Raw genomic sequence first — 26,064 nt, forward strand, 5'->3', positions numbered from 1 at the left:
CGCGGGGATGCGCCACACAGGCCATCCATGGCCTGGGTGGCGCACGGCGCACATCCTGTGCGCCGCCCTTCGGGTCTCTGATTGCCTGTGGCGAGTTCGGGGCGGCGGGGGGAGCGAAGAGCAATAGCAATAGCAACAACGGCAACAGCAAACTCGTTTGTCCCGCCCAAACGAAAAAAGCCGCGGCTTTCGCCGCGGCCTTTTCGTACTCATCTCGCAAGAACGCTTACTGCCCCTTGCGCTTGGGCACATACTCCTCCTGCACCGCCTTGGCCAACAACGCCGGCGGCAGCAGCCCCTGGTCGAGCAGGAAGTTGTTGAAACCCTGGCGGTCGAACTTGTCGCCCAGCGCCAGCTCGGTGCCCATGCGCAATTCCAGGATCCGGCTATAACCGTAGAAGTAGCTGCCGGCCTGCCCGGGCATGTTGAACATGTAACGGTCCAGCTCCTGCTTGGTCATCGCCTCGGAGAAACCGACCTGCTCGCGCAGCACCTTGCCGGCGCTGGCGCGGTCGGTCAGGCCCAGGTTGAGCATGGGGTCGAGGATCGCGCGCGCCGCGCGCAACAGGCGGAACTGCAGCGCGATCAGCTGACCGTCCAGCGGCTCGTAAGGCACCATCTCGGCCTCGGCGTACAGCGCCCAGCCTTCGACGTTGACCGAGTTGAACGCGAACAGCGAGCGCGCCAGCGATACGCCGCGTTCGACCATCGCGGTGAACTGCAGCTCGTGGCCGGGCCGGCCCTCGTGCGCCGACAGCGTCCACGCCGCCGATTCGTAGTTGAAATCGTCGTACTTCAGCGCCTTGCCATCGGGGCTGGGCACCGCCACCGGCAGCACGAACTGGCCCTGCTGACCGGTGTTGCCGACCAACTGCGCCGGCAGGAAGTGCGGCGCCGGCTGCGCCGCCGATTCGGCCTCGCTGCCCAGGCGCATCACCATCGGCCGCTGCGGCACGTCGACGATCTTTTCCTTGCGGATGATCGGATCGATCGCGTCGATGATCTTGCGATAGCGGCCTTCGAGCTGATCGTTGGGAATGGTGTCGCGCTTGAGCGCCTCGATCACCGCCACGTAGTCGTGCGGATCGGCGACCTTCAGGCCCTTGGCCTGCACCACCAGCGGCGCCAGCTGGCGCATCGCCGCGCGGGTTTCCATGAACTCGACCTGGGCGCGGCGGATCAGCATCTGCGGTTCGACGTCGATGCCGAACTGCTTGAGCCCGAACGCGTACAGCTCCTCGGGCAGGCGCGCATCGGTGCGCGCCTTCGGCAGCACCTGCTCGCGCGTCCACTTGCCGTAGTCGCGCAGCTGCGTCTCCATCGCCTTGAGCGCGGGCTCGGCGCCGGCGATCTTGTACTTGACGAACAGCTTGCGGATGCCGGCGACGTAGGTGTCGACGTTGGCCAGCGCCTGCTCGACCTCGAGCTTGCTCGGCGGCAGCAGCGCGGTGTTGCTCAGCCGCTCCTCGTAACGCGCGCGCGCCAGCGCGGTCAGCGGCTGGCTGCCCGGCGCCTGGCCGACGTACGCCTGCAGGCGCGCCAGCGCCTTGGCCCGGCGCGCCGGGTCGATCTGGTCGGTCAGCAGCGCGTTGAGGCCCGAGAACACCGTCTGCGGCGCGTCGAACCACGGCAGCATCAGCTTCTCGTTGAGCTCGCTGCCCTGCACGCTCTGGTCGATCGCGCCGAGCAGGATCTCCAGGTCCTGGCGCACGTTGGCGTCGCGCTCGAGTTCGAGCTTCTCCTGCAACTGCGCGCGCGCCTTGGCCAGCGCTGCGCGGTAGCGCTCGTTCACGCCGGGACGCAGGTCGGTGACCTTGTCGTCGTAGCCGGGAATGCCGAAGAACGAGAAGCCTTCCGGGGCGAAATCGGCCTGGGCCTTGATCAGGATCTTGGTGTATTCGTTGCTTTGGGCGACCCAGGCCGGCGCCGGCTTGGCCGCGCTCTTGGCCGCGGCGGCCGGTGCGGCGGCGGCGAGGGCGGGGGCGCACAGCGCCAGGGCGATTGCGAGGACGAGCGGTTTCATGGCGGCGACCCTTGTCGTGAGAACGCGAAGGAAGAACGGCGGCGCGCAGCGCGCGGCGCCCGCCAGCATCGGCCCCGCGCCGGCGCCGGCCAAGCGCCGAAGGTCATGCGGCGGCTCAATGGTCGACGTCGCGGCGCAAGTCGACGCGATCGCGCGGCGGCCCGTCGGTCTCGCCCTGCAGGCGCTGGTAACGCCACAGGCCGTCGGTGAACACGCCCTGCACGTCGACCGTGCCGGTGCCGCGCGGCCCCTGCAGGAACACCAGGAACGCGGCGCGGCCCTGCTCGCGCTGCTCGACCATGCCCAGCGGAATCCAGCGCGTGCCGATCGGCTCGCCCAGCGCGCGGGTCATGCGCTCGTCGCCGCGCACCCGCTCCATCGCCTCGCGATAGGGCGCGGTGTTCTTGACCGAAGACATCACCACGTACATGACGCCGACGCCGATGGCCATCGACAGCGCCATCATCACCACGAAACTCAGCACCAGCATCAACAGCCAGTGGCGTTGCACCCAGGGCTTGCGGTATTGCGCGTTCATCGCGTCGAAGTCCTTGTCGTCGGTTCGATGTAGTCGGGCGGTCTTGCCGGCGCGGCCGCGCCGCACGCGCTCAGCGCTTGAGGCAGCGGTCGAAGAAGTCCTCGGTCAGGCGCAGCCGGTGCAGGTTGTCGCGCCCGCGCAGGCCGTGCTTGGCGCCGGGATAGGTCATCAGCTCGAACGGGCGGCCGCGCTGCTGCAGCGCGCTCATCAGCACGGTGGAGTTGGTGAACAGCACGTTGTCGTCGGCCATGCCGTGGATCAGCAGCAGGCGCGAAGTCAGCCCGTCCAGGTGCTGCAGCACGCGGCCTTCGCGATAGCCGTCGGGGTTGTCCTTGGGCAGGCCCATGTAGCGCTCGGTGTAGTGGCTGTCGTACAGGCCCCAGTCGGTCACCGGCGCGCCGGCGGCGCCGCAGGCGTACTGGTCGCTGGCCTTGGCCAGCATCATCAAGGTCATGTAGCCGCCGTTGGACCAGCCGTACACGCCGATCTTCGAGCCCTCGACCCACGGCTGCGACTTCAGCCACTTCACCCCTTCGAGCTGGTCGGCCACTTCCACCGTGCCCTGCTTGCCGTACAGCGCGCCGCCGAACGCCGCGCCGCGGCGCGGGGTGCCGCGGTTGTCGAGCGAGAACACCACATAGCCGTGCTGGGCCAGGTACTGGTTGAAGTCCGGCGCCCAGTTGCGCTTGACCGACTGCGCGGCCGGGCCGCCGTAGACGTAGACCACCACCGGATAGCGCTTGGCCGGGTCGAAGCCGGCCGGCTTGATCAGGCTGTAGTGCAGCTCGGTCTTGCCGTCGGCGGCCTTGAGCGTGCCGAACTCCAGCGGCCGCTGCGCCTTCAGGTACGGCGCGTAGGGATGCTTGGGATCGGCCAGATCGTTGGCGATCAGCGCGGCGATGCGGCTGCCGTCGTTGCGGTACAGCTCCAGCTGCGGCGGCGTGGTCGGGTTCGACCAGCTGTCGACGTAGACGCTGGCGTTGTTGGCGAAGCTGGCGCTGTGCAGGCCGTCGCTCTTGGACAGGCGCTCGATCGCACCGCCGGCCAGCGCCACGCGGTAGATCTGCGCGTCGGTGGGGCTGTCCTTGCCGGCGGCGAAATAGACCTGGCCGGCGGCTTCGTCGACCGCGAGCACGCCGTCGACCGGCCAGTCGCCGGAGGTCAGCGCGGTGGCCTTGGCGCCGTCTTCCGACAGCAGGTAGAGATGCTCGAAACCGCTGCGCTCGCTGCTCCACAGGATTCGGCCGTCGGCGAGGAAGCGCAGGTCGTTGTGCAGCGGCACCCAGGTCTTGCTGGTCTCGGTCTGCAGCGTGCGCTGCTTGCCGCTGGCCAGGTCGGCTTCGATCAGTTCGAGCTTGTGCTGATCGCGCGACTGGCGCTGGAACGTCAGGCGATCGGCGCCGCGCCAGTCGACGCGGGCGAGGTAGATGTCTTGCTGCTTGCCCAGGTCGATCTCGCGCGTCGCGCCGGAGCGCCCCACCGGCGCCACCAGCAGCCGCACCAGCACGTTGCGGTCGCCCGCGGCCGGATAGCGCTGCTCGACCACGGCGGTGCGGTCGGGATAGACCTCGTAGCGCTTTTGCACCGGCACCGGCGATTCATCGATGCGGGCGAAGGCGATGGCCGAATCGTCCGGCGCCCACCAATAGCCGGTGTGGCGGTCCATTTCCTCGTCGGCGACGAACTCGGCGACGCCGTTGCCGATGGTGTCGCTGCCGTCCTGGGTCAGCTGCACGGCCTTGCCGTCGGCCAGATCGATCACCCACAGGTTGCGGTCGCGCACGAAGCTGACGTAGCCGCCGAGCGGCGACAGCTTGGGATCGGTGGCGAAGCCTTCGCCGTGGGTGAGCTGGCGCACCGCGGCCTTGCCGGTCTTGCCCAGGTCGTAGAGGTACAGCTCGCCACCGAGCGGGAACAGCAGGCGCTTGCCGTCGGGCGACCATTGGTAATCGACGATGCCCGACAGCGCGGCGATGCGCTGGCGCTCGCGCCGCGCCTTCTCCGCGTCGCTGAGCACTTCCGCGCCCGGCAGCACGTCGTCGGAATCGACCAGCAGCGCGGTCTTGCCGCTGGCGATGTCGTAGGCCCACAGGTCCAGGCGGTTGCGGTCGCGCTGCTTGCCGCGCAGGAAGCTCACCCGGCTGCCGTCCGGCGCCACCTTGGGCTTGAGCAGGCTCGGGCCCGACAGCGGCGCATCGCCGGTCAGCGCTTCCAGGGTCAGGCGGCCGTCGGCCGGTGCGGCGGCGGGCGGAGCGGCGAGGGCGGGCGTGGCGGCGGTCAGCGACATGGCGATCAGGCAGGCGACGAGGCGGCGGGCGTTGTTCATTTCGGGCGGATGGTCCGTGACGGGCGCCGCCGGCGCGGGCCGGCGGCGGAACGGCTGGGGTGGAACGCGGGTTGCTGCGGCCGACTGCGGCGGCCGCGCGCCGCTTACTGCGGCTGCGCGGCCGGCGTACCGAACAGGTGCTTGCGCATCTCCTCGGTCATGGCCTTGTCGGCCCGGTATACCTTGCCCATTTCGTAGGCCCGCTGGAAGGCCGGGCGTGCGGCCAGGGCCTCGTACCAGCGCTGCACCTGGGGGTAGCGGGCCAGGTCGACGTGGTGCCAGTCGTGCTCGCGCGCCCACGGGTGGCTGGCGAAATCGGCGATGCTCAGCGCGTCGCCGGCGATGAATTCGCGCCCGGCCAGGCGCTTGTCGAGCACGCCGTACAGTCGTTCGGTTTCGCGCTGGTAGCGGTCGATGGCGTAGGGCACCTTCTCCGGCGCGTAGCGGTTGAAATGGTGGTTCTGGCCCAGCATCGGCCCAAAGCCGCCGACCTGCCAGAACAGCCATTCGTTCGTCTCGGCCCGGCCGCGCAGGTCGGCGGGGGCGAACAGGCCGGTTTTTTCCGCCAGATACTGCAAGATCGCGCCGGATTCGAACACGCTCAGCGCGTCGCCGCCGTCCGCCGGCGCATGGTCGACGATCGCCGGCATCCGGTTGTTCGGCGAAATGGCCAGGAATTCGGGCTTGAACTGGTCGCCGGCGCCGATGTTCACCGGCTTGATCGCATACGCCAGGGCCTGCCCGGCCTGCGCGGCTTCTTCCAGGAACAAGGTGATCTTGTGGCCGTTGGGCGTGGGCCAATAGTGCAGGTCGATCATGGGGAGACGGACTCCGCTGAGAGAGCCGGCAGTGTACGCGCGGCCCTGCGCGCGGGGCCGTTGCGGCGGTGGAAAGGCGCGTGCCGCGGAGCATCGCGGCTGAATGCGACGGCGGTCGCGATGGCGATGACGCCGCAGCCCGGCTACTCTGTGCCCCCGCACTGCGGCGGACGTTCGGTTTCATTCCGACTCTCGGCGCGCGGTTTCTTCTTCTTTCCAAAACGTTGCCGACCCGCATGACCGACTCCAGGATCAACCGACTCAATCCCCTGCCGGCCCTGATCTTCAGCTCGCGCTGGCTGCAGCTGCCGTTGTATCTGGGCCTGATCGTGGCTCAGGGCGTCTACGTGTTCCAGTTCGTGCGCGAACTGATCCACCTGGTCAGCGACGCGGCCAATCTGACCGAGCAGAGCATCATGCTCATCGTGCTCGGCCTGATCGACGTGGTGATGATCTCCAACCTGCTGGTGATGGTGATCGTCGGCGGCTACGAGACCTTCGTCTCGCGCCTGCGCCTGGAAGGCCATCCGGACCAGCCGGAATGGCTGAGCCACGTCAACGCCAGCGTGCTCAAGGTCAAGCTGGCGATGGCGATCATCGGCATCTCTTCGATCCACCTGCTCAAGACCTTCATCGGCGCGGGCAACCTCGGCCTGCCGCTGTGCGGCACGCCGCAGGCCTTCGCCGCCGCGCAGGCCGCGGCCGCGGCCACCGCCAACGGCGTGGCCAACGCGACCGCCAAGTGCAGCGAGCTGACCGAGCAGGGCGTGATGTGGCAGGCGCTGATCCACTTCCTGTTCATCGTTTCGGCCGTGGGCATCGCCTGGACCGACAAGCTGATGAGCGCGCACAAGCCGGCGAAGCCCGGGCACTGATTCGTTCGGATTGCGTGCGGGTTGCGCCGTAGTTGGATCGGCGCGGTCGCAGCTTGCGCAGCTCCTACAGGGGCTGCGGCAGGTTTCGTATCCGACTGTAGGAGCGGCGCAAGCCGCGACCGCGACAACACAACTGCGACGAACCTCGCCTAGTCGTCGCCATCCACCGCCGACGACCGCACCGCCACCGCCGCGCGCGGCCCCATGATCGCCGCGCGCAGCCGCGCCTTGGCCGGATCCGGCGAAAACGTCAGCTGTTCGCCCTCGGCGTCGATCCCCAGCGCGGCGTAATCGGCTTGCAGCGATGGAAATCCGGTCATCGCCGCGTGCCGCGCATATGCCCGCGCGATCGTGCCGCCGCCGCCGGCGCGGTCGAGTGCGGCGACGAATTCTTCCGGCGTGGCCCGGCTGTCTTCGCGCAGGCAGCATTGCGAATACGCCGCCAGCACTTGGTCCAGGCTGCGGCCGCGTTCGCGCCGCAGGGCCAGGTCCGCGTCCAGCCAGAACGCCGCGCCGGCCCAGTAGATGCGCATGGTGGCGCCGCGGCGCCAGCCGATTTCGTCCATGCGCGGGCCTGCGCCCGCGTCGCGGCCGCGGCGGAAACCGCCGTCCAGCCGCCGCCAGGCTTCCTCGCCGTCGAGCAGCCCGATGCGCGCGCGCAGCACGTTCTGGTAATAGCTGGCCAGGCCTTCGGCCAGCCAGCGGCCGGCGTCGCCGAGATAGGGATGGAACAGGTGCGAGAGCTCGTGCACCGCGGTCCAGTCGGCGCGCAGTTCTTCGCTGCCGGCGTCGTCGCGCACGAACAGCAGCACCGACACGCCGTCCTCGCGCACGGTCTGGCCCCACGGCACCGGGCTCGGGTCGCGGCCGCGTCGCGGCACCAGCCGCACGCGCACCGTCGCCTCGCGCAGCGGGAAGCGCCCGAACGCACTGAGCTGGGCGCGCACGCACTCGGCCAGCCAGGCGTGCAATTGATCGGCGCGGGCTGGGTCGGGCGGGTTTTCGACGATCACCCGCAGGCGGCCGTCGCCGACGCGCAGCACCCGTTCGTTGGCCGCGCTCGCCGCCACCGCGGCGGCGGGGGCTTGCGCGGCGACCGGTATCGCCCAGGCCAGCGCGAGCGCGGCCAGACAGGCGCAGGCTTGCCGGATCGGCCCACAACGCGGATGCATCCGGGTCATCGCCACCTCGCCGCGCGGCCGGGTTCCCGCGCCTGGACCGCTACAATAGCCGCATGGACGTATCGCATTTGCTCGACGCTCTCAATCCGGCCCAGCGCGAAGCCGTTTCGGCGCCGCCGGGGCATTATCTGGTCCTCGCCGGCGCCGGCAGCGGCAAGACCCGGGTGCTGACCCACCGCATCGCCTGGCTCAACGAAGTGCTCGGCGTGCCGACCCACGGCATCCTCGCGGTGACCTTTACGAACAAAGCCGCCGGCGAGATGCGCGCGCGCGTCGACGCGCAGCTCGCGCGCGGCGCCCGCGGCATGTGGATCGGCACTTTCCACGGCCTGGCCCACCGCCTGCTGCGCCTGCACTGGCAGGAGGCCAAGCTGCCGGAAGGCTTCCAGGTGCTCGACAGCGACGACCAACTGCGCCTGGTCAAGCGCGTGGTGCAGGCGCTGGAACTGGACGAAACCCGCTTCCCGCCGCGCCAGATCGCGTGGTGGATCAACGCGCAGAAGGACGAGGGCCGGCGCCCGCGCAACATCCAGCCCGGCGGCGACGACTGGCAGGATGTGATGCTGCGCTGCTACGAGGCCTACCAGGAGCGCTGCGAGCGCGCCGGCCTGGTCGACTTCGCCGAACTGCTGCTGCGCGCGCATGAGCTACTGCGCGATAACGCCGCGCTGCTGGCGCATTACCGGACGCGCTTCCGCGAGATTTTGGTCGACGAGTTCCAGGACACCAACGCGATCCAGTACGCGTTCGTGCGCGTGCTCGCCGGCGACAGCGGCCACGTGTTCGTGGTCGGCGACGACGATCAGGCCATCTACGGCTGGCGCGGCGCCAAGGTCGAGAACGTGCAGCGCTTCCTGCGCGATTTCCCCGACGCCCAGACCATCCGCCTGGAGCAGAACTACCGCTCCAGCGGCAACATCCTCGAGGCCGCCAACGCGGTCATCGCCCACAACCCCGACCGCCTGGGCAAGAAGCTGTGGACCGACACCGGCCACGGCGAATCGATCGACCTGTATGCGGCCTACAACGAGATGGATGAGGCGCGCTTCGTGGTCGAGCGCCTGCGCCAGTGGGTGCGCGACGGCGGCAGCTACGGCGATGTCGCCGTGCTCTACCGCAGCAACGCCCAGTCGCGCGCGTTCGAAGAGGCGCTGCTGTCCGAGCAGGTGCCTTACCGCGTCTACGGCGGCCAGCGCTTCTTCGAGCGCGCCGAAATCAAGGACACCCTGGCCTATCTGCGCCTGATCGCCAACCGCGCCGACGATGCCGCGTTCGAACGCGCGGTCAACACGCCCACCCGCGGCATCGGCGAGCGCACGCTGGACGAGGTGCGCAAGCGCGCCCGCACCGATGCGGTGCCGCTGTGGGAAGGCGCGCGCCGGGTCGCCGGCGAGACCGTGCTGGCCGCGCGCGCGCGCAACGCCCTGGCCGGCTTCGCGCTGATGATCGACACCATGCAGGCCGACGTGGCCGAAATGCCGCTGCAGGAAAAGATCGACCACGTGCTGCAGCGCTCGGGCCTGCGCGACCACTACGCCAACGAGTCGCGCGGCCAGCTCGACTCGCGCACCGACAACCTCGACGAACTGGTCTCGGTGGCTTCGCGCTTCAGCCGCAGCGACGAGGACGAGGCCGCGCAGATGCCCGAACTGATCGCGTTCCTGAGCTACGCCGCGCTCGAAGCCGGCGAAGGCCAGGCCCAGGCCGACGAGGACGGCGTGCAGCTGATGACCCTGCACAGCGCCAAGGGCCTGGAATTCCCGCTGGTGTTCCTCGGCGGGCTGGAAGAGGGATTGTTCCCGAGCGGGCGTTCGACCGAGGAATCCGGGCGTCTGGAAGAGGAGCGCCGCCTCGCCTACGTGGGCATCACCCGCGCGCGCGAGAAGCTGGTGCTGAGCTACGCCGAGACCCGCCGCATCCACGGCATGGACATGTACGGGGTGCCCTCGCGCTTCCTGCGCGAGATCCCGTCGCCGCTGCTCAACGAAGTGCGGCCGAAGGTGCAGGTGTCGCGGCCGATGTACCGCGCCGCGCCGCGCCGCGACATGGGCCACGCGCGCATCGACGAGTCGCCGATCAAGCTCGGCGCGCAGGTGCGCCACGGCACCTTCGGCGTCGGCACGGTGACCGACTACGAAGGCGACGGCGCGCATGCGCGGGTGCAGGTCAACTTCGACGATGTCGGCAGCAAGTGGCTGGTGCTGGCGTATGCGAATCTGCAGCCGGCGTGAGCGCGGGTGGCTGACGCGGTAGCCGTGGTTTCGCGGTCGCGGCTTGCGCCGCTCCTACAGGGGCTTCGGATCGGTCCGGGCTACCTGTAGGAGCGGCGCAAGCCGCGACCGCCATCCTTCAACTACCGCGAAACCGATCGCGCGCGAACGCCCACACGCCGGTCCGCCTCAGAACGCGTACCGCACCGTCAACTGATACACCGGCCCCGCCGTCTCGGTCTCGCGCTCGTACTCGTCGTAATCGCGACCGACCTGGTCGCCGAAGGTGTCGAACTTGTGGAACGCCTCGTCCTTCGAGGCGTCGAGCAGGTTCGACCCGGTCAGCCGCACCGCGATCTGCGAGCCGAAGCGCTTCTCCACGAACGCTTCCAGGTCCGCGCCGTAGTCGGTGCTGACTTCCTCGCCGAGCACGCGTGAGTACGCGCCGCCCTGGCGCCGGTAGCTCGCGCCGAACGACACGCCCCACTCGGGCAGGTCCTGGATGAAACCGACGTTGAGCACGAAGCGCGGCTGGTTGTTGAAGCGGCGCTTGCCGAATTCGTCCTCGACTTCGCTGTCCAGCCACGAGTAGTTGAGGAACACGCCGGTGTGCTCCAGCCCTAGCGCGGTCAGCGGCGTGGACAGGTCGAACTCGGCGCCCCAGGCCGCGCCGTCGCCGACGTTGGCGGCGGTGAACAGGAAGCTGTCCGGATCGAACGCCGGATAGCCCGGCGTGGCCGGGCCGGCGCCGGGGTGCTCGTCGAGGAATTCCTCGACTGCTTCTTCGTGGTCTTCGAGAGACTTCGCGCTCGGCCGGCCGGTGCCGGCGATCTCGATCAGGTCGCGCACCTTGCGGTAGAACAGGTTCAGCCCGACCACGCCGCGGCGGCCGAGCCGGCGCTCGTAGCCCAGGTCCAGGCCCCACGCGGTTTCCGGGCGCAGCAGCGGGTTGCCGACGAAATCGTTGTCGCCGTACTCGCCTTCCAGGGTCAGCGGCAGCAGCTTGTCGAAGTCCGGCCGGCGCACGGTGCGCGCCAGCGAGGCGCTGAAGCGGTCGTGCTCGGTCGTGTTGAAGCGCAGATGCGCCGAGGGCAGCAGCAGGTTGTAGTCCTTGTCCTGGCGCAGCGCCGGCGCGTTCTCTTCGCTGCGCAGATCGATCTTGGCGCGGGTGGTTTCGTAGCGCAGGCCGGTTTCCCAATCCACGCGTCCGTTCTTGCCCGACAGCATCGCGTAGGGATCGGCGCGGCGCTCCTGGATGCGGCTGCGCTGATGGTCGAACTGCGCGTACGGCGGCAGCGGCTGGCCTTCCTTCTTGGCCTCGACTTCGCTGGTGCGCAGCGAGCTATCGCGGCGCTTGTCCACGCCGTCGACGCCGAATTCGAAGCCGGTCGCGCCGAACTCGCGCTTGTGCGCGAGCTTGAGGCTGAACTCGCGGTCGCGCGCATCGGTGAGGATGCGGGTGCCTTCGAGGCCATCGAACGACGGCGGCGAATCCTCGTTGTCGTAGCCGGTTTCCTGTTCGGTGTCGAAGCGGTCGTCGTCGAAGCGGGCGTAGCCCAGGTCGATCTCGCTGCGGCCGCCGGCCATCGCGAACTCGTAGGACGCGCCCAGCACGAGGTTCTTCTGGTCGATGTCGACTTTCTGGTCGTTGACCGACAGCAGGCGCTCGCGCGCGCGGCTGGAGGCGTGGTCGTACTCGCGCGAATGCTCGGTCTCGGTGCGGTCGGTGCGCACGTAGAACCCGTCCAGGCGCAGCCGGCCGGCGCCGATATCGCGGGTGTAGGAGAGGTTGCCGGAGGTGTCGGTGCCGTCGCGCACGTCGCTCTGGTCTTCGCGGTCGACGAAGTCGCCGCCCGGCGCTTCGAAGCGGTCGCTGCGCTTGCGCTTGGGATTGTGCCGGCCCTGCACGTTGACCCCGCCGAGCAGGCGCCCGCCGGCGAATTCGCCGCTGCCGACCGCGCCGAGCACAGGCTTGGTCTTGCCGTCGTCGAAATGCATCGCGCCGGCGCGCAGGTAGCCGCCGTCGAATTCGTAGGCATCGCGCAGGACGATGTTGAGCGCGCCGGCGACCGCATCGCCGGAGCGGTTGGCGCTGGGGCTGCGCACGATCTCGATGCGTTCGACCAGTTCGGCCGGAATGCGGTCGACATAGAATGAACGATCGCCGCCGGCGCCGGGCACCTTCTTGCCGTTGATCAGGATCTGGGTGTAGCCCGGATCCAGGCCGCGCAGGCGCGCGCCGTCGTATTCGAGCACGTCGGAGACGAAGCCGACGCTGGGCACGCGCTTGAGCATGTCGCCGACGGTCAGCGGTTCGAAGCGCTGGAAGTAGTCCAGGCCGTAGCTCAGCGTCGGCGCGGTGGCGTCGCTGCGGTCGCGATAGGCGATTTCGCCGGTCACGGTGACGCGGTCGAGCTCGGTGGCGCGGCGCTCGTTCTCGAGTTCGGCTTCGGCAGCCAGCGCGGGCGAACCGCAGGCGGCGAGCAGTGCGGCGCACAGCGCGTGATGGCGGCGGAACGGGGTGGACTGCAGGCTGCGCATCGAAAACTCGCCGGGCGGAAGTTGGCGAGCGTTGTAAGTGCGGGCGATGGCAGCACGATGACCGCGGGCAGGCGCAAGCGACGAACGGCGCGCCTGTCATCAAAGCGGCACGCGCGGGTTTTATAACGACTCCGGGGGAAGGCCTTCGTCGTCTACGCAATCCGGGTATCGCGCATGCCGAAATTTTCCGTTCTCGCCGCCGGCCTCGCGGCGGCCGCGACCGTGGCCGCCTTGGTCAGTTGCGCCACGCCGCAGGCCGTGCGCAATGATGCGGGCGCACCGGCGCCGGCCATCGCAGCCGATGCCGGGCAGCGCGAACCCGACCAACGCCCGGCGCAGGCCGGCGATCCGCTGCTGGCCCAGGCCGGCATCGCCCACGAGACCGTCGCCGAAGCGTTCCTGACCCCGGCCACGCCGCAGGACAACATCGACTCGCCGGCGATCTGGCGCGCGCCCAACGGCCGCCTGTGGCTGCTGGCCACGGCCAAGCAGGGCGACGCGCTGGCGATCTACGACGGCGACAACGGCGAGCGCGTCGGCCGCTACGGCCGCAGCGGATCCGCGCTGGGCCAGTTCCGCCGTCCCAACGGCATCGCCGTGTTCGGCGATCTGGCCTTCGTGGTCGAACGCGACAACCGCCGCGTGCAGGTGCTGCAGCTGTCGCTGCCGCCGGCGCGCAGCGCGCAACCCGGCGTGGCCGACCGGCGTACGCCGCAACTGCGCCCGCTGGCCGCGTTCGGCCAGGCCGAACTGCAGCAGCCCTACGGCCTGTGGGTGCGCCAGAGCGCGCCGGGCACGCTCGAGGCCATCGTCACCGACGCCTACATGGCCGGCGAAGATGCCGCCGGCGAGGCGATCGTGCCGCCGCTGGAGCGACTGGGCCGGCGCCTGCAGCGCTACGAACTGCGCGTCGGCGCCGGCGCGCCGCAAGTGCGCAACCTCGGCGCGTTCGGCGACACCAGCGCCGACGGCGCGATCCGCGTGCCCGAGTCGGTGTGGGGCGATCCCGCCCACGACCGCCTGCTGATCGCCGAGGAAGACCTCGCCACCGGCACCGCCTTGCGCGAATACGGCCTGGATGGGCGCTACCGCGGCCGCACCATCGGCCGCGAGCTGTTCAAGGCCCAGGCCGAAGGCATCGCGCTGTGGCAGTGCGCCGACGGCAGCGGCTATTGGATCGCCACCGACCAGTACAAGGACCGCAGCCTGTTCCACGTGTTCGACCGCGCCACGTTGCAGCACCTGGGCGCGTTCGCCGGCCGCAGCGTCGGCAACACCGACGGCGTGTGGCTGCAGCAGGTCGGCTCGGTGCGCTTCCCCGACGGCGTGTTCTACGCCGTGCACGACGATCAGGCGGTGGGCGCGTTCGATTGGCGCGATGTCGCGCGCGCGTTGGGGCTGCGCAGCCGCTGCGAAGCCTGATCGTAGGAGATAGCGGACAGGCGTTGGGAGGTAGAAAACGCTCCGGTGCGTCTTCGCTATCTCCTAACTGCTATCCGCTATCTCCCAGCCTTCAGCCGCCCGCGGCTTCGTTGAACTTGAACGACTTCAGCATCAGGTCGAAGCCCGGCTTGGCCTGGGCCTGATCTTCGTCGGCGCTTTGGGTGATCAGGAACGCGGTGCGGCGCGCGCCGGTGATCTTGTGGTACTCGCGCAGGTGCGGCACCTTCACCCCGCCGAGGCTGACGGTGTAGTGCTCGCGGATGGTGCCCTGGTCGAACGCCGACAGATCGAAGCGGCCTTGGTGTTCCAACGCGTTGGGCAACTGCTTGTCGGCTTCGGCGGAGAAGCTGCGGGCGAATTCTTCCAGCTCGCGGTTGCGGTCGGACTGGACCATGGCGATGAACACCGCCGTGCCCGGGCTTTCCACGGTGAGGTAGTGCACGCCGCCCAGGCGCTGGTCGTCGGCGAGCTTCCAGTTGCCGGGAATCTGCACCTGCACGCCGAGGCGGTCGTAGGCCTTGGGCTCGGCGACATTGGCCGCCGGTTCGCCGCAGGCGGCGAGCAGCGCGGCGAGCGCCAGAGCCAAACCGCCAACGCAGACAGCGCGCAAACCGGGCATGCGTGTCATCGACTCCATCCCTGCAGTAGTCGCCCCCTGTGGGCACGGGCCACCCTAGCAGGCCCGCCGCCAGAACGCGCGTGCCGGGCGGACTGGGTCGGCAAAGCAGTGGTGGGCGATCGAAGGTCGTGCGCGCGAAGTCCCTTCGTTGCCTGACGCGGCGATCTGCTTTCGCGACGTCTCTTCTTAACCGTCATCCTCGCGTAGGCGGGGAAGGGGAACCAGAGACTTCAAAGTCATGCCTCGGTGAAGCCCTGGATTCCCGCGTTCGCGGGAATGACGATGGGTGGGTTTCGCGGCAAGCCGGTTTCGCTTCGCCGCTCCATGCCGTCATCCCCGCGCAGGCGGGGGTGCAGAGACTTCGGAGTCATGCCTCGATGAAGCCCTGGATTCCCGCGTTCGCGGGAATGACGGTAGGTGGGTTTCTCAGCAAGCCGGTTTCGCTGCGCCGCTCCATGCCGTCATCCCCGCGCAGGCGGGGATCCAGAGACTTCAGAGTCATGCTTCGGTGAAGCCCTGGATGTTCGGCTCCGCCGAAGTAAAGCAGAGCCCACGTTCGCGGAAATGACGGTAGGTGGGTTTCGCAGCAAGTCGGTTTCGCTGCGCCGCTCCAAGCCGTCATCCCCGCGAAGGCGGGGATCCAGAGACTTCAGCGCAATGCGCCGTTGAGCTCCTGCTCAGTCCAACCGCACCCCGAAGTGAAACGCCTCGATCCGCAGCCGTTCGCGCAGATAGAACGCATGCGCGTCCTGCCGCTGCGTGCCCGAATCCAACTGCAATCGCGCGCAGCCCAAGCGCTTGGCCTCGGCCTTGAGCCAGTCGAGCATCGCCTTACCGTAGCCGCGGCTGCGCACGGTCTGGTCGACGATCAAATCGTCCACGTACACGTGCAGGCCCACCGCCAGCATCTCCATCACCCGCCAGCAGGCGAACGCGCGCGGCGCGCCGTCCTCGTCGAAGGCGACCGTGGCGCGGCAGCCCTGGGCGATCTGGCGGTGCATCTGGGCGACGAAGCGGTCTTCGTCGAATTCCGGGCGCAGTTGCGAAACCAGCGGCCAGACGGCGCGCAGGTCGGCGTCGCCGCTGAGGGTACGGATGGTCGTCATGGGGCTGGAAGTTAGCGGATAGGAGATAGGAGATAGCAAAGAGCGGTTTGCGCTGCTTTCGCTATCTCCTATCTCCCATCCGCCATCTCCTGCTGCAACCGCTTCACCAACTGAACAACTTGAAATACACCGGCGACACCGTGCCTTCGCCCTTGCTGGTATCCAGCCGGCCGTCGCCGTTCTCGTCGACCAGGTAATAGATCGGGCCGCGCGCCGGCACCACCTTGACCACGCGCAGCTGGCCGGCGACGCGGTATTCCTCGATGGTGTCGCCGTTCTCGACCGTGTGCGTGCGCACTTCGGCGTTGCTGAGCCCGGCGGTGGGATCGGCGGCCTTGGCGGCGCCGCCGGTGGAGGCGCAGCCGGCCAGCGCCAGCAGCGCGGCGACGGCCAGGGCGGCATGAGGGGCGAGGGGGGCGCGCATGGCGGTTCTCCGTGGTCCAGGGCCACAGGATACGCCGCGCGGCCGTTAAGCGTGCGCATCGGCGCCGCCCCGACCCAGCCGCGTCGCCGCGTCCGCGCCGTTGAGACGCCAAGGCGTAGAATCCCCGCCATGAAACGACTCGTCCTCATCGATGGTTCCAGCTACCTCTACCGCGCCTTCCATGCGCTGCCGCCGCTGAGCAACGACGCCGGCGAGCCCACCGGCGCGCTGTTCGGCGTGGTCAACATGCTGCGCGCGACCTTGAACGAACGGCCGGACTATGTGGCCTTCGTGGTCGACGCGCCCGGCAAGACCTTCCGCGACGATCTCGACCCGAACTACAAGGCCAACCGCCCGCCGATGCCCGACGACCTGCGCGCGCAGGTGCTGCCGATGTGCGAGATCGTCGAGGCGTTGGGGATTCCGATTCTGCGCATCGACGGGGTCGAGGCCGACGACGTGATCGGCACCCTGGCCCTGCGCGCGAACCAGGACGGGATCGACGTCACCATCTCCACCGGCGACAAGGACTTCGCCCAGCTGGTGCGCCCGGGCGTGGTCCTGGTCAACACCATGAGCGGCAGCCGCATGGATTCGGACGCGGCGGTGATCGACAAGTTCGGGGTGCGTCCGGACCAGATCATCGACCTGCTGTCGCTGATGGGCGACAGCGTCGACAACATCCCCGGCGTGGAGAAGTGCGGGCCCAAGACCGCGGCCAAGTGGCTCGGCGAGTACGACAGCCTTGACGGGGTGATCGAACACGCCGGCCAGATCAAGGGCAAGATCGGCGACAACCTGCGCGCCGCGTTGCCGCGGCTGCCGCTGAACCGCCAGCTGGCGACGATCAAGACCGACGTCGAACTCGAACGCGGCCCGGACCAACTGGCCCTGCGCGAGCGCGACGCCGACGCGCTGCGCGGCCTGTACGCGCGCTACGGCTTCAAGCAGGCGCTGCGCGAGCTGGAAGGCGCGAGCACCGCCAACGACCTGGCCAGCGACCGCGCCGGCCTGCGCGCCACCGCCGCCGGCCACGCCCGCAGCGGCGGGGCGGGCGAGACGCCGGATGCGGCCCTGGCGGTCAAAGGCGAGTACGAGGCGGTGACCGAACAGGCGCAGCTCGACGCGCTGGTCGCCTCGTTGCAGGCGGTCGAGGAGTTCGCCTTCGACAGCGAAACCGATTCGCTCGATCCGATGCAGGCCAACCTGGTCGGCCTGAGCTTCGCCAGCGAAACCGGCCGCGCGGTGTATATCCCGCTCGGCCACGATTATCCCGGCGCGCCGGCCCAGCTCGACCGCGAGGCGGTGCTGGCGGCGCTGCGCCCGGTGTTCGCCGACCCGGCCCGGCGCAAGCTCGGCCAGCACGGCAAGTACGACCTGCACGTGCTGCGCCGCCACGGCGTCGAGGTGGCCGGCTACGCCGACGACACCATGCTCGAGAGCTTCGTCTACAACGCCACCGCCAGCCGCCACGACATGGATTCGCTGGCCAAGCGCTATCTGGGCTACGACACGATCAAATACAGCGACGTGGCCGGCAAGGGCGCCAAGCAGATTCTGTTCTCGCAGGTCGCCATCGACGATGCGACCAAGTACGCCGCCGAAGACGCCGACGTGACCCTGCGCCTGCACCGCGTGCTCGGCGCGCGGCTGGCGGCCGAGCCGGCGCTGGAGAAGGTCTACCGCGAGATCGAAATGCCGCTGGTGCCGGTGCTGGCGCGGGTCGAGGCCAACGGCGTGATGATCGACGGCGACGAATTGCGCCGGCAATCGCAGAACCTGGGCAAGCGCATGCTCGAGGCGCAGATGAAGGCGACCGAGCTGGCCGGGCGCACCTTCAACCTGGATTCGCCCAAGCAATTGCAGGCGCTGCTGTTCGACGAACTCAAGCTGCCGGTGCTGGTGAAGACCCCGACCGGCCAGCCCAGCACCAACGAAGAGGCGCTGGAGGCGATCGCCGACCAGCACGAACTGCCGCGGGTCATTCTGGAGTACCGCGGCCTGGCCAAGCTGCGCAGCACCTACACCGACAAGCTGCCGGAGATGGTCAACCCGCATACCGGCCGCGTGCACACCAGCTATCACCAGGCCGGTGCGGCGACCGGGCGGCTGGCGTCGAGCGACCCGAACCTGCAGAACATCCCGATCCGCACCGAGGACGGCCGCCGCATCCGCCGCGCCTTCGTCGCGCCCGCGGGCCGCAAGCTGGTGGCCTGCGACTACTCGCAGATCGAACTGCGCATCATGGCCCACCTGTCGCAGGACGAAGGCCTGGTGCGCGCGTTCGAATCCGGCGCCGATGTGCACCGCGCCACCGCCGCGGAAGTGTTCGGCAAGAAATCGCTGGAAGAGGTCAGCAGCAACGAGCGCCGCGCCGCCAAGGCGATCAACTTCGGCCTGATGTACGGCATGAGCGCGTTCGGGCTGGCGCGCCAGCTCGGCATCGGCCGCGGCGAGGCGCAGGACTACATCGCGCTGTACTTCAGCCGTTACCCCGGCGTGCGCGACTTCATGGAGCGCACCCGCCAGGACGCGCGCGAGAACGGCTACGTCGAGACCGTGTTCGGCCGCCGCCTGTACCTGGAGAACATCAAGGCCTCCAACCAGGGCCTGCGCGCCGGCGCCGAGCGCGCGGCGATCAACGCGCCGATGCAGGGCACCGCGGCCGACATCATCAAGCGCGCGATGATCGACATCGACGGCTGGCTGGCCGACCACCGCGAGCGCGCGCTGATGATCCTGCAGGTGCACGACGAACTGGTGTTCGAGGCCGACGAGAGCTTCGTGCCGGAGCTGCTGGAGCAGGCCTCACGCCGGATGTCGGCGGCCGCCACCCTGCGCGTGCCGCTGGTCGTCGACAGCGGCATCGGTATTAATTGGGACGAAGCGCATTGATTATCTGGAAGCCCTTGATTTTGCTGGGCTTGGTTTAATGAATCGGTCCTGAATCCAACAATTTATTAACTCGGATCTTCACGAACTATCCATGTGCCGGATGGTCATATAGGTCGCGACAGATGCAACGTCTGTCGCCGATCTCTCCCTCCCCTGGAGTGATCCCCCGGAGCGAACGACCCCTCCCCAGGTCTCGCTCCACCAGCCCCGCCGGCCCCCCCTGCCCGCGGGGCTTTTTATTTTCCGGCCAAAAGCCGCTGCGTTCGCGCAGCGGCTTTTGTTTTGCCCGGCGAGCGGCTTTGGCCGCGCCGCGCTGTGAATAATCGCAGTCGCAGATAACAACGCGATTAAACGAAAGCGCTCACAACGCAAATGCGATGGATTTTGCGCGAGGCTTGGAAAAATTTAGAAATTCCAATCCGGCGCGGTGGGGCGGGATAGGCTGCGACGGCGACGGCGACGGCGACGGCGACGGCGACGGCGTCGGCGCGCTTGCGGCGCAAGCTCGATACCCCGCGGTCGCGACTCGCGTCGCTCCTACAGCCGGAATCGAAGCCACGGCCGCCCCCTGTAGGAGCGGCGCAAGCCGCGACCGCGACATCGCATATACGACGCGACCACGAGGCCCCGAGTCGCCGCTCCCGCAGGAAGCCGCCGCCCCGAATCAGCCCGCGTCTTCCCCCAGCCAATCGCGCGGCACCAGGAACTGCGCCAGCTTCGCCTCGTCGCTGTCCGCCTCCGGCTGGAACCCGTACTCCCAGCGCACCAGCGGCGGCAGGCTCATCAGGATCGATTCGGTGCGCCCGCCCGATTGCAGGCCGAACAAGGTGCCGCGGTCGAACACCAGGTTGAATTCGACGTAGCGCCCGCGCCGGTACAGCTGGAACTGGCGCTCGCGCTCGCCAAAGGGCGTGTCGCGGCGCTTGTCCACCAGCGGCAGGTAGGCGTCGAGGAAACCGTCGCCAACCGCGCGCATGTAGCCGAAGTCGCGCTTGAAATCGCCGTGCAGGTCGTCGAAGAACAGGCCGCCGACGCCGCGGGTCTCGTTGCGGTGCTTGAGGAAGAAGTATTCGTCGCACCAGCGCTTGTGCGCCTGGTAGCGCTCCTCGCCGCCGTAGGGCCCGCACAGCTCGCGCGCGGTGCGGTGCCAGTGGCGCACGTCTTCGGCGAAGGGATAGAACGGGGTCAGGTCGAAGCCGCCGCCGAACCACCAGGCCACCGTCTCGCCGTCGCGCATGGCGCGGAAGTGGCGCACGTTGGCGTGGGTGGTGGGCAGGTAGGGGTTGTGCGGGTGGAACACCAGCGACACCCCGACCGCGCGCCAGGACGCGCCGGCCAGCTCCGGCCGCGCCGCGCTCGCCGACGGCGGCAGCTTGCTGCCGGACACGTCGGAGAAGCCGATGCCGGCCTGCTCGAACACCCGGCCGCCGCGCAGGATGCGGGTGCGGCCGCCGCCGCCCTCGGCGCGCTGCCACTGATCTTCGTTGAAGCCGGCGCCGCCGTCGGCGGTTTCGATGGCGGCGCAGATGCGGTCCTGCAGGCCGGAGAGGTAGTCGCGGACGCGGTCGAAGTCGTTCATGCCGCGCATTCTAGCGATGCGTGGCGCGCGGTGGATTGACCTGGGTCAAGCGGGATCGGGGTGGTGCGGCGGACGGGATGAGGTTGCGTCGCAAGCGCGGTGTCGTGGTCGCGGCTTGCGCCGCTCCTACAGGGAGCGGCCGTGGGTTCGGTTCCGGCTGTAGGAGCGACGCGAGTCGCGACCGCGGGGTTGCCAGCTTGCGTCGCAAGCGCGGTGTCGCGGTCGCGGCTTGCGCCGCTCCTACAGGGAGCGGCCGTGGGTTCGGTTCCGACTGTAGGAGCGACGCGAGTCGCGACCGCGGGGTTGCCAGGTTGCGTCGCAAGCGCGGTGTCGCGGTCGCGGCTTGCGCCGCTCCTACAGGGGGCGGCCGTGGGTTCGGTTCCGGCTGTAGGAGCGACGCGAGTCGCGACTGCGGGGTTGCCAGGTTGCGTCGCAAGCGCGGTGTCGCGGTCGCGGCTTGCGCCGCTCAGGGGGCGGCTGTGGGTTCGGTTCCGGCTGTAGGAGCGACGCGAGTCGCGACTGCGGGATTGCCAGCTTGTGTCGCAAGCGCGGTGTCGCAGTCGCGGCTTGCGCCGCTCCTGCAGGGGCTTGCGGGTTACTTCTTCAAGGTGCGCTCGAACAGCTCGTAGATGCGCCGGTACTCGTCGTACCACGCGTCCGGGTGGACGAAGCCGTGGCGCTCCAGCGGGTACGGGGCGATCTCCCACTTGTCCTTGCGCAGTTCGATGAGCTTCTGGGTCATCATCACCGAGTCCTTGAAGAACACGTTGTCGTCGATCATGCCGTGGGCGATCAGCAGGTTGTCCTGCAGGCCGGCGGCGTATTCGATCGGCGAGGACTTCTTGTAGGCCTCGGGGTCGAGTTCGGGCGTGTTGAGGATGTTGGACGTGTATTCGTGGTTGTACTGCGACCAGTCCGAGACCGGGCGCAGCGCGGCGCCGGCCTTGAACTTGCCCGGCGCGCGGTACAGCGCCATGAAGGTCATGAAGCCGCCGTAGGAGCCGCCGTAGATGCCGGCGCGGCCGGCGTCGCCCTGCTTGTTGGCGACCAGCCAGTCCAGGCCGTCCAGGTAATCCTCGAGTTCGGGATGGCCCATCTGCCGGTAGATCGCGGTGCGCCAGTCGCGGCCGTAGCCTTGGGAGGCGCGGTAGTCGAGGTCGAGCACGACGTAGCCCTGCTGCACCAGCAGGTTGTGGAACATCTGCTCGCGGAAGTAGTTCGGGTAGCGCTCGCTGACGTTCTGCAGGAAGCCGGCGCCGTGCACGAACATCACGATCGGGTACTTCTTGCCCGGATCAAAGTTCTTTGGCCCGTAGAACTTGCCCCAGACCGTGCCGGCGCCGTGCTTGGACGGCACCTGCACGTATTCGGGCTGGATCCACTCGCGCTGCTTGAAGCCGTCCTTGCGGGTGTCGGTGAGCTTGACGGTGTTCTCGCCGCTCGCATCGACCACCGCCAGCTGCGGCGGCACGTAGCTTTCGGAATAGCGCACCAGCACCTTGCGGCCGTCGGGCGAGAGCGCGAAGTTCTCCACGCCGTCGAGCGCGGTGACCTCGCGCACGGCGCCGCCGTTGCGGTCGACCGCGCAGACTTCGTAGTCGCCCGGCCACTTGCGGTTGCACAGGAAGAAGAAGGTCTTGCCGTCGGCGCCGAGCTGCGGGTCGGAGACTTCCCACTTGCCCGAAGTGATCGGCTTGGCCGCGCCGCCGTCGCTGACGTACAGGTGCGAGTAGCCGGTTTGTTCCGACAGCAGCCACAGGCCGCCGTCCGGCAGCCAACCGAAGTCGTTGTAGTCCCAGCCGATCCAGGCCTTGTCGTTGAGACGGTGGCGCGCCTGCAGCGCGGCGCCGGCCAGGTCGACCGAGGCGATCCAGCGGTCCTTGTTGTCGGTGGCGCGGATCAGCACGCCGGCGTGGCGGCCGTCGTCGCTCCAGCGCACCGCGGCGTTGCGGCCGTCGCCGTCGGTCTCGATGCGCACCGGGCGGTCGCCCTTGAGCGCGTCCTTCTTCGCCGCCTTGCGCATCGCCGCCAGCGGGTCTTCGGAAATGCCGGGCAGCTTGTCGAACTTGAGTTCGCTGGACTTGCCCGTGGCCACGTCGACCAGCCACAGCTTTTGCGGCAGCGGCTCGTTGCGGCCGACGCGGGTGCGCACTTCCTCGAATTCTTCGTAACCCGATTCGGTCACGTACTTGGGCATCTTGCCGCCGGCGCCGGCCTCGCCCTTCTTGTCCTGGGTGACCGCGAGCAGATAGCGGCCGTCGGGCGACAGCGCGGTGTCGACGATTTCGACGTCGCTGCCGAGGTAGACCGCGCGCGGCGCCCGGCTCGGGTCGCTCTTGCGCCAGGCTTCGTCCTGCTCGCGCGAGGCTTCGCGCTGGGCGCGGTCGCGGCGCAAGGTGTCGATGGTGGCGAGCTGGTAGTCGCGCAGCGCGTCGGCCTTGGGCGCCTTGGCCGGGTCGTTCTGCGCCAGCACTTGCGCGGCCTGACTGACGCCTTGGCCGGCGCGCCACTGGAACCATTGGTTGTCGACCCGGAACACCAAGTTGCCGTCGCGCGAGAACTGCGGGCGCGATTCGGTCTCGTTGCTGCGGGTGACCTGGGTCAGCGCGCCGCTGCGCAGGTCGCGCACGAACACGTCGCCGTTGCGGATGAAGGCCATGCGCGAACGCGCGGCGTCGTAGACCGGATTGACCGCGTCGACGTCGTTGCGAGCGGCGCCGTCCAGGCGCTGCGGCGCGCCGCCGGCGGCGTTGGTTTGCCACGTGTCGCGAATGATCGCGCCGTCGCGCTTGAGCTGGTACTGCACGCGCTGGCCGTCCCACGACCACCAGGCGCGTTCGACCGGCGGGCCGATCCAGTCCGGGTCGGCCATGGTGTCGGCGAGGGTCAGCGGCGCGGTCGGGGCCGCGGCGCTTTGGGCGAAGGCGGCGCTGGCGAGCAGGGCCAGCGGCAGGGCGGCGAGTCGGGCGTAGGCGGGGCGCATCGAGCGGGCTCTTGGGACAAAGACGGGGCAGGGTAGCAGCCCGCGGCAGGCCGGCGGGCCGGTCGTTGGTCATGGCCGCGGTGCGGATTTGGGCGGGTTCGTGGGAGGGGGCGGGGTGTGGGGGTGGGATGCGTCGGTGCGGGGGCGGTGGGGTGAAACGGGTTTGCGGGATCGGTGGTTTCGTGGTTTTGGCGGAGTGGGTTGGGGGCGTGGGGTGGGAGGGAGGAACCGGCCACGAGCAACGGCGAGCGCAAAAACGCGGAACGAAAAACGAAGAAGCGAGAAAGAAGGGCGAGACATGCCGCCAGCCGCCGCGCTCTTCCCAGTACGTCATCCCCGCGAAGGCGGGGATCCAGAGACTTCAGAGCCATGCTTCGGTGAAGCCCTGGATCCCCGCTATCGCGGGGATGACGTTCTGGTGAGGGTGCGGGTTGGTGGGAGTGCCGAGTCGAGACATAGCTCTGAAGTCTCTGGATCCCCGCCTTCGCGGGGATGGCGGCTTGGAGCCGCGGGGATGACGGCTTGGAGCGGTGCGGCGAAACCTATTCGCCGCGAAACCTACCTACCGTCATGCCCGCGAAGGCGGGCATCCAGGGCTCTACCGAAGCATGGCTCTGAAGTCTCTGGATCCCCGCCTTCGCGGGGATGACGTTCTGGTGAGGGTGCGGGTTGGTGGGAGTGCCGAGTCGAGACATAGCTCTGAAGTCTTTGGATCCCCGCTTTCGCGGGAATGACGGTCTGAAAGATGCGTCGGTATGGACGGGCTTCGCGCAAACGCGCCGCAACCCGTGTCGATCCACCGTTTCCCGCTACCAAGCCGCATGCCGCCGTTTGTCGCAGCACTGTGCGCTCGCTGCGCGTCGCCACCGACGCCAAGCCCGCCCGCGGCACCCGCCGACAGCCCACCGAACCCTTGACCGGCCGCGCCACCGCGCCGGCGCCAGTCGCCGAATGTCGCAGTTTCAGGCGCCGACCACGCCGCGCTCACCGCCTTTGCGGTTTAAGTGCTCCCACGAGCCCGGCGCGCGCGGCGCATGCTGCGGCGCAAAAATGAACCCGACGGCGTACACCGCGCCGTGGAGGCAAAAACGCGTGGACGCCCTGCTGCTGTCGCGGATCCAGTTCGGCTTCGTCATCTCTTTCCACATCCTGTTCCCGGCCTTCACCATCGGCCTGGCCAGTTGGCTGGCCTTCGTCGAATGGCGCTGGCTGCGCACCCGCGACACGCTCTGGCGCGATCTGTTCTTCTTCTGGACCAAGGTCTTCGCCGTGTCCTTCGGCATGGGCGTGGTCTCCGGCATCGTCATGAGCTTCCAGTTCGGCACCAACTGGGCGGTGCTCAGCGAGCAGGCCGGCAACATCCTCGGGCCGCTGCTGTCTTACGAGGTGCTGACCGCGTTCTTCCTGGAAGCCACCTTCCTCGGCGTGATGCTGTTCGGCTGGAACCGGGTCAGCGAGCGCATGCATTTCCTGGCGACGTGCATGGTCGCGCTGGGCACGCTGATCTCGACGTTCTGGATCATCTCGGCCAACAGCTGGATGCAGACGCCGACCGGCCACCGCATCGTCGACGGCGTGTTCGTGCCGGACGATTGGTGGGCGATCGTGTTCAACCCTTCGTTCCCGTACCGCCTCGCGCACATGGTGCTGGCGGCGTTCATCACCACCTGCTTCGTGATCGGCGGCACCGGCGCGTCGTATCTGCTGCGCGGCATCCATGTCGAAGCCGGCAAGCGCATGCTCAAGGCGGCGGTATTGTTCGCCGCGATCACGGTGCCGGCGCAGGTGTTCGTCGGCGATCTGCACGGGCTCAACGCGCGCGAGCATCAGCCGATCAAGGTCGCGGCGATGGAAGCGCACTGGGAATCCAATCCGCCCGGCGAAGGCGTGCCGCTGATCCTGTTCGCGGTGCCCAACGAAAAGGCCGAGCGCAACGACCTGGAAGTGGCGATCCCCAAGCTCGGCAGCCTGATCCTCACCCACACCCTGGACGGCGACATCCAGCCGCTCAAGTCGGTGCCGGCCAGCGAGCGGCCGCCGGTGAAGCCGGTGTTCTACGCGTTCCGGGTCATGGTCGGCCTGGGCATGGCGATGCTGGCGCTGGTGGCGTGTTCGCTGTGGCTGCTGTGGCGCAAGCGCCTGTACCAATCGCGCGCGGTGCTGTGGGGCTGGCGGGTGATGATCATGAGCGGCTTCGTCGCGATCCTGGCCGGCTGGTACGTGGTCGAGATCGGCCGCCAGCCGTACGTGATCTACGGCCTGCTGCGCACCGCCGATGCGGTCAGCCCGGTCGAGGCGGCCAGCGTGATGACTTCGCTGATCGTGTTCGCGGTCGTCTACTTCACCGTGTTCGGCGCCGGCTTCCGCTATCTGGTCAAGCTGATCCGCAAGGGCCCGCACCCGCACGAACCGCCGCCGCGCAGCGCGCATGGCGACAAGACCCCGGCGCGGCCGTTGTCGGTGCCGGACGAATCCACCGAGGCCGGCGCGTGAGCGCCGCGGA

General features: G+C 68.8%; 17 protein-coding genes. 5 read left to right on the plus strand and 12 right to left on the minus strand.

Going from position 1 to position 26,064, the window contains the following annotated elements; translation table 11 throughout:
• Positions 1-226: 226 nt before the first annotated feature.
• The 4 genes from BLU84_RS17415 to BLU84_RS17430 all read right to left on the minus strand — a co-directional run bounded on the left by BLU84_RS17415 (position 227) and on the right by BLU84_RS17430 (position 5,705).
• The gene (locus BLU84_RS17415) at positions 227-2,023 is read right to left on the minus strand and encodes a DUF885 domain-containing protein (protein WP_074870348.1); all 1,797 of its coding nucleotides are present in this window, start codon (positions 2,021-2,023) and stop codon (positions 227-229) included.
• A gap of 115 nt (positions 2,024-2,138) precedes the next feature.
• Positions 2,139-2,561 carry a cytochrome c oxidase assembly factor Coa1 family protein gene (locus BLU84_RS17420; protein WP_139175075.1) on the minus strand — a complete coding sequence of 141 codons (423 nt, stop codon included), beginning with the start codon at positions 2,559-2,561 and terminating at the stop codon, positions 2,139-2,141.
• 70 nt (positions 2,562-2,631) lie between these two features.
• The gene (locus BLU84_RS17425; RefSeq protein ID WP_074870860.1) at positions 2,632-4,848 is read right to left on the minus strand and encodes a S9 family peptidase; all 2,217 of its coding nucleotides are present in this window, start codon (positions 4,846-4,848) and stop codon (positions 2,632-2,634) included.
• A 143-nt stretch (positions 4,849-4,991) separates the two neighbouring features.
• A complete protein-coding gene (locus tag BLU84_RS17430) occupies positions 4,992-5,705 on the minus strand; it encodes a glutathione binding-like protein (protein WP_074870353.1) in 714 nt (237 codons plus the stop codon).
• Positions 5,706-5,941: 236 nt separating this feature from the next.
• On the opposite strand from BLU84_RS17430, the gene BLU84_RS17435 reads away from it, so the two are divergent.
• Positions 5,942-6,580: a TIGR00645 family protein gene (locus BLU84_RS17435; protein ID WP_074870355.1), complete on the plus strand. Its 639-nt coding sequence runs from the start codon at positions 5,942-5,944 to the stop codon at positions 6,578-6,580.
• 149 nt (positions 6,581-6,729) lie between these two features.
• Here the strand turns inward: BLU84_RS17435 and BLU84_RS17440 are convergent, their stop codons facing one another.
• Complete coding sequence (locus BLU84_RS17440; RefSeq protein WP_139175076.1) at positions 6,730-7,761, minus strand: hypothetical protein; 1,032 nt, start codon at positions 7,759-7,761, stop codon at positions 6,730-6,732.
• Between the two features lie 53 nt (positions 7,762-7,814).
• Between BLU84_RS17440 and uvrD the strand changes: the two genes are divergently transcribed.
• Positions 7,815-9,992 carry a DNA helicase II gene (gene uvrD / locus BLU84_RS17445; protein ID WP_074870360.1) on the plus strand — a complete coding sequence of 726 codons (2,178 nt, stop codon included), beginning with the start codon at positions 7,815-7,817 and terminating at the stop codon, positions 9,990-9,992.
• A 168-nt stretch (positions 9,993-10,160) separates the two neighbouring features.
• On the opposite strand, the gene BLU84_RS17450 is transcribed toward uvrD, so the two are convergent.
• The gene (locus BLU84_RS17450; RefSeq protein WP_074870362.1) at positions 10,161-12,512 is read right to left on the minus strand and encodes a TonB-dependent receptor plug domain-containing protein; all 2,352 of its coding nucleotides are present in this window, start codon (positions 12,510-12,512) and stop codon (positions 10,161-10,163) included.
• A gap of 174 nt (positions 12,513-12,686) precedes the next feature.
• On the opposite strand from BLU84_RS17450, the gene BLU84_RS17455 reads away from it, so the two are divergent.
• The gene (locus tag BLU84_RS17455) at positions 12,687-13,934 is read left to right on the plus strand and encodes a phytase (protein ID WP_074870364.1); all 1,248 of its coding nucleotides are present in this window, start codon (positions 12,687-12,689) and stop codon (positions 13,932-13,934) included.
• 91 nt (positions 13,935-14,025) lie between these two features.
• On the opposite strand, the gene BLU84_RS17460 is transcribed toward BLU84_RS17455, so the two are convergent.
• The 4 genes from BLU84_RS17460 to BLU84_RS17470 all read right to left on the minus strand — a co-directional run bounded on the left by BLU84_RS17460 (position 14,026) and on the right by BLU84_RS17470 (position 16,104).
• Positions 14,026-14,583 (minus strand): hypothetical protein, encoded by a 558-nt coding sequence (locus BLU84_RS17460; RefSeq protein WP_139175077.1) that lies wholly within the window; start codon positions 14,581-14,583, stop codon positions 14,026-14,028.
• Between the two features lie 358 nt (positions 14,584-14,941).
• Positions 14,942-15,076, minus strand: coding sequence for a hypothetical protein (locus tag BLU84_RS27955; RefSeq protein WP_267889192.1), 135 nt, complete (start codon positions 15,074-15,076; stop codon positions 14,942-14,944).
• A gap of 175 nt (positions 15,077-15,251) precedes the next feature.
• The gene (locus tag BLU84_RS17465; RefSeq protein WP_074870369.1) at positions 15,252-15,680 is read right to left on the minus strand and encodes a GNAT family N-acetyltransferase; all 429 of its coding nucleotides are present in this window, start codon (positions 15,678-15,680) and stop codon (positions 15,252-15,254) included.
• 103 nt (positions 15,681-15,783) lie between these two features.
• Complete coding sequence (locus BLU84_RS17470) at positions 15,784-16,104, minus strand: DUF2782 domain-containing protein (protein WP_074870372.1); 321 nt, start codon at positions 16,102-16,104, stop codon at positions 15,784-15,786.
• A gap of 129 nt (positions 16,105-16,233) precedes the next feature.
• On the opposite strand from BLU84_RS17470, the gene polA reads away from it, so the two are divergent.
• Positions 16,234-18,999 carry a DNA polymerase I gene (gene polA, locus BLU84_RS17475; protein ID WP_074870375.1) on the plus strand — a complete coding sequence of 922 codons (2,766 nt, stop codon included), beginning with the start codon at positions 16,234-16,236 and terminating at the stop codon, positions 18,997-18,999.
• A gap of 664 nt (positions 19,000-19,663) precedes the next feature.
• Here polA and hemF read toward each other — a convergent pair.
• Together hemF and BLU84_RS17485 are read right to left on the minus strand one after the other, a co-directional pair.
• Complete coding sequence (gene hemF / locus BLU84_RS17480; protein ID WP_074870861.1) at positions 19,664-20,578, minus strand: oxygen-dependent coproporphyrinogen oxidase; 915 nt, start codon at positions 20,576-20,578, stop codon at positions 19,664-19,666.
• Positions 20,579-21,173: 595 nt separating this feature from the next.
• Entirely contained in the window at positions 21,174-23,561 is a 2,388-nt protein-coding gene (locus tag BLU84_RS17485; RefSeq protein WP_074870378.1) for a S9 family peptidase, read from the minus strand.
• 1,092 nt (positions 23,562-24,653) lie between these two features.
• Here BLU84_RS17485 and BLU84_RS17490 point away from each other — a divergent pair.
• Positions 24,654-26,054: a cytochrome ubiquinol oxidase subunit I gene (locus BLU84_RS17490; RefSeq protein ID WP_074870380.1), complete on the plus strand. Its 1,401-nt coding sequence runs from the start codon at positions 24,654-24,656 to the stop codon at positions 26,052-26,054.
• Positions 26,055-26,064 lie beyond the last annotated feature (10 nt).

This window comes from Lysobacter enzymogenes, from assembly GCF_900106525.1.
Taxonomy (GTDB): domain Bacteria; phylum Pseudomonadota; class Gammaproteobacteria; order Xanthomonadales; family Xanthomonadaceae; genus Lysobacter; species Lysobacter enzymogenes.

Excerpts from the sequence above, each read along its gene's own strand:
- BLU84_RS17415 (WP_074870348.1), bottom strand. The coding sequence starts at position 2,023 with ATGAAACCGCTCGTCCTCGCAATCGCCCTGGCGCTGTGCGCCCCCGCC.
- BLU84_RS17420 (WP_139175075.1), bottom strand. The coding sequence starts at position 2,561 with ATGAACGCGCAATACCGCAAGCCCTGGGTGCAACGCCACTGGCTGTTG.
- BLU84_RS17425 (WP_074870860.1), bottom strand. The coding sequence starts at position 4,848 with ATGTCGCTGACCGCCGCCACGCCCGCCCTCGCCGCTCCGCCCGCCGCC.
- BLU84_RS17430 (WP_074870353.1), bottom strand. The coding sequence starts at position 5,705 with ATGATCGACCTGCACTATTGGCCCACGCCCAACGGCCACAAGATCACC.
- BLU84_RS17435 (WP_074870355.1), top strand. The coding sequence starts at position 5,942 with ATGACCGACTCCAGGATCAACCGACTCAATCCCCTGCCGGCCCTGATC.
- BLU84_RS17440 (WP_139175076.1), bottom strand. The coding sequence starts at position 7,761 with ATGACCCGGATGCATCCGCGTTGTGGGCCGATCCGGCAAGCCTGCGCC.
- uvrD (WP_074870360.1), top strand. The coding sequence starts at position 7,815 with ATGGACGTATCGCATTTGCTCGACGCTCTCAATCCGGCCCAGCGCGAA.
- BLU84_RS17450 (WP_074870362.1), bottom strand. The coding sequence starts at position 12,512 with ATGCGCAGCCTGCAGTCCACCCCGTTCCGCCGCCATCACGCGCTGTGC.
- BLU84_RS17455 (WP_074870364.1), top strand. The coding sequence starts at position 12,687 with ATGCCGAAATTTTCCGTTCTCGCCGCCGGCCTCGCGGCGGCCGCGACC.
- BLU84_RS17460 (WP_139175077.1), bottom strand. The coding sequence starts at position 14,583 with ATGACACGCATGCCCGGTTTGCGCGCTGTCTGCGTTGGCGGTTTGGCT.
- BLU84_RS27955 (WP_267889192.1), bottom strand. The coding sequence starts at position 15,076 with ATGACTCTGAAGTCTCTGGATCCCCGCCTGCGCGGGGATGACGGCATG.
- BLU84_RS17465 (WP_074870369.1), bottom strand. The coding sequence starts at position 15,680 with ATGACGACCATCCGTACCCTCAGCGGCGACGCCGACCTGCGCGCCGTC.
- BLU84_RS17470 (WP_074870372.1), bottom strand. The coding sequence starts at position 16,104 with ATGCGCGCCCCCCTCGCCCCTCATGCCGCCCTGGCCGTCGCCGCGCTG.
- polA (WP_074870375.1), top strand. The coding sequence starts at position 16,234 with ATGAAACGACTCGTCCTCATCGATGGTTCCAGCTACCTCTACCGCGCC.
- hemF (WP_074870861.1), bottom strand. The coding sequence starts at position 20,578 with ATGAACGACTTCGACCGCGTCCGCGACTACCTCTCCGGCCTGCAGGAC.
- BLU84_RS17485 (WP_074870378.1), bottom strand. The coding sequence starts at position 23,561 with ATGCGCCCCGCCTACGCCCGACTCGCCGCCCTGCCGCTGGCCCTGCTC.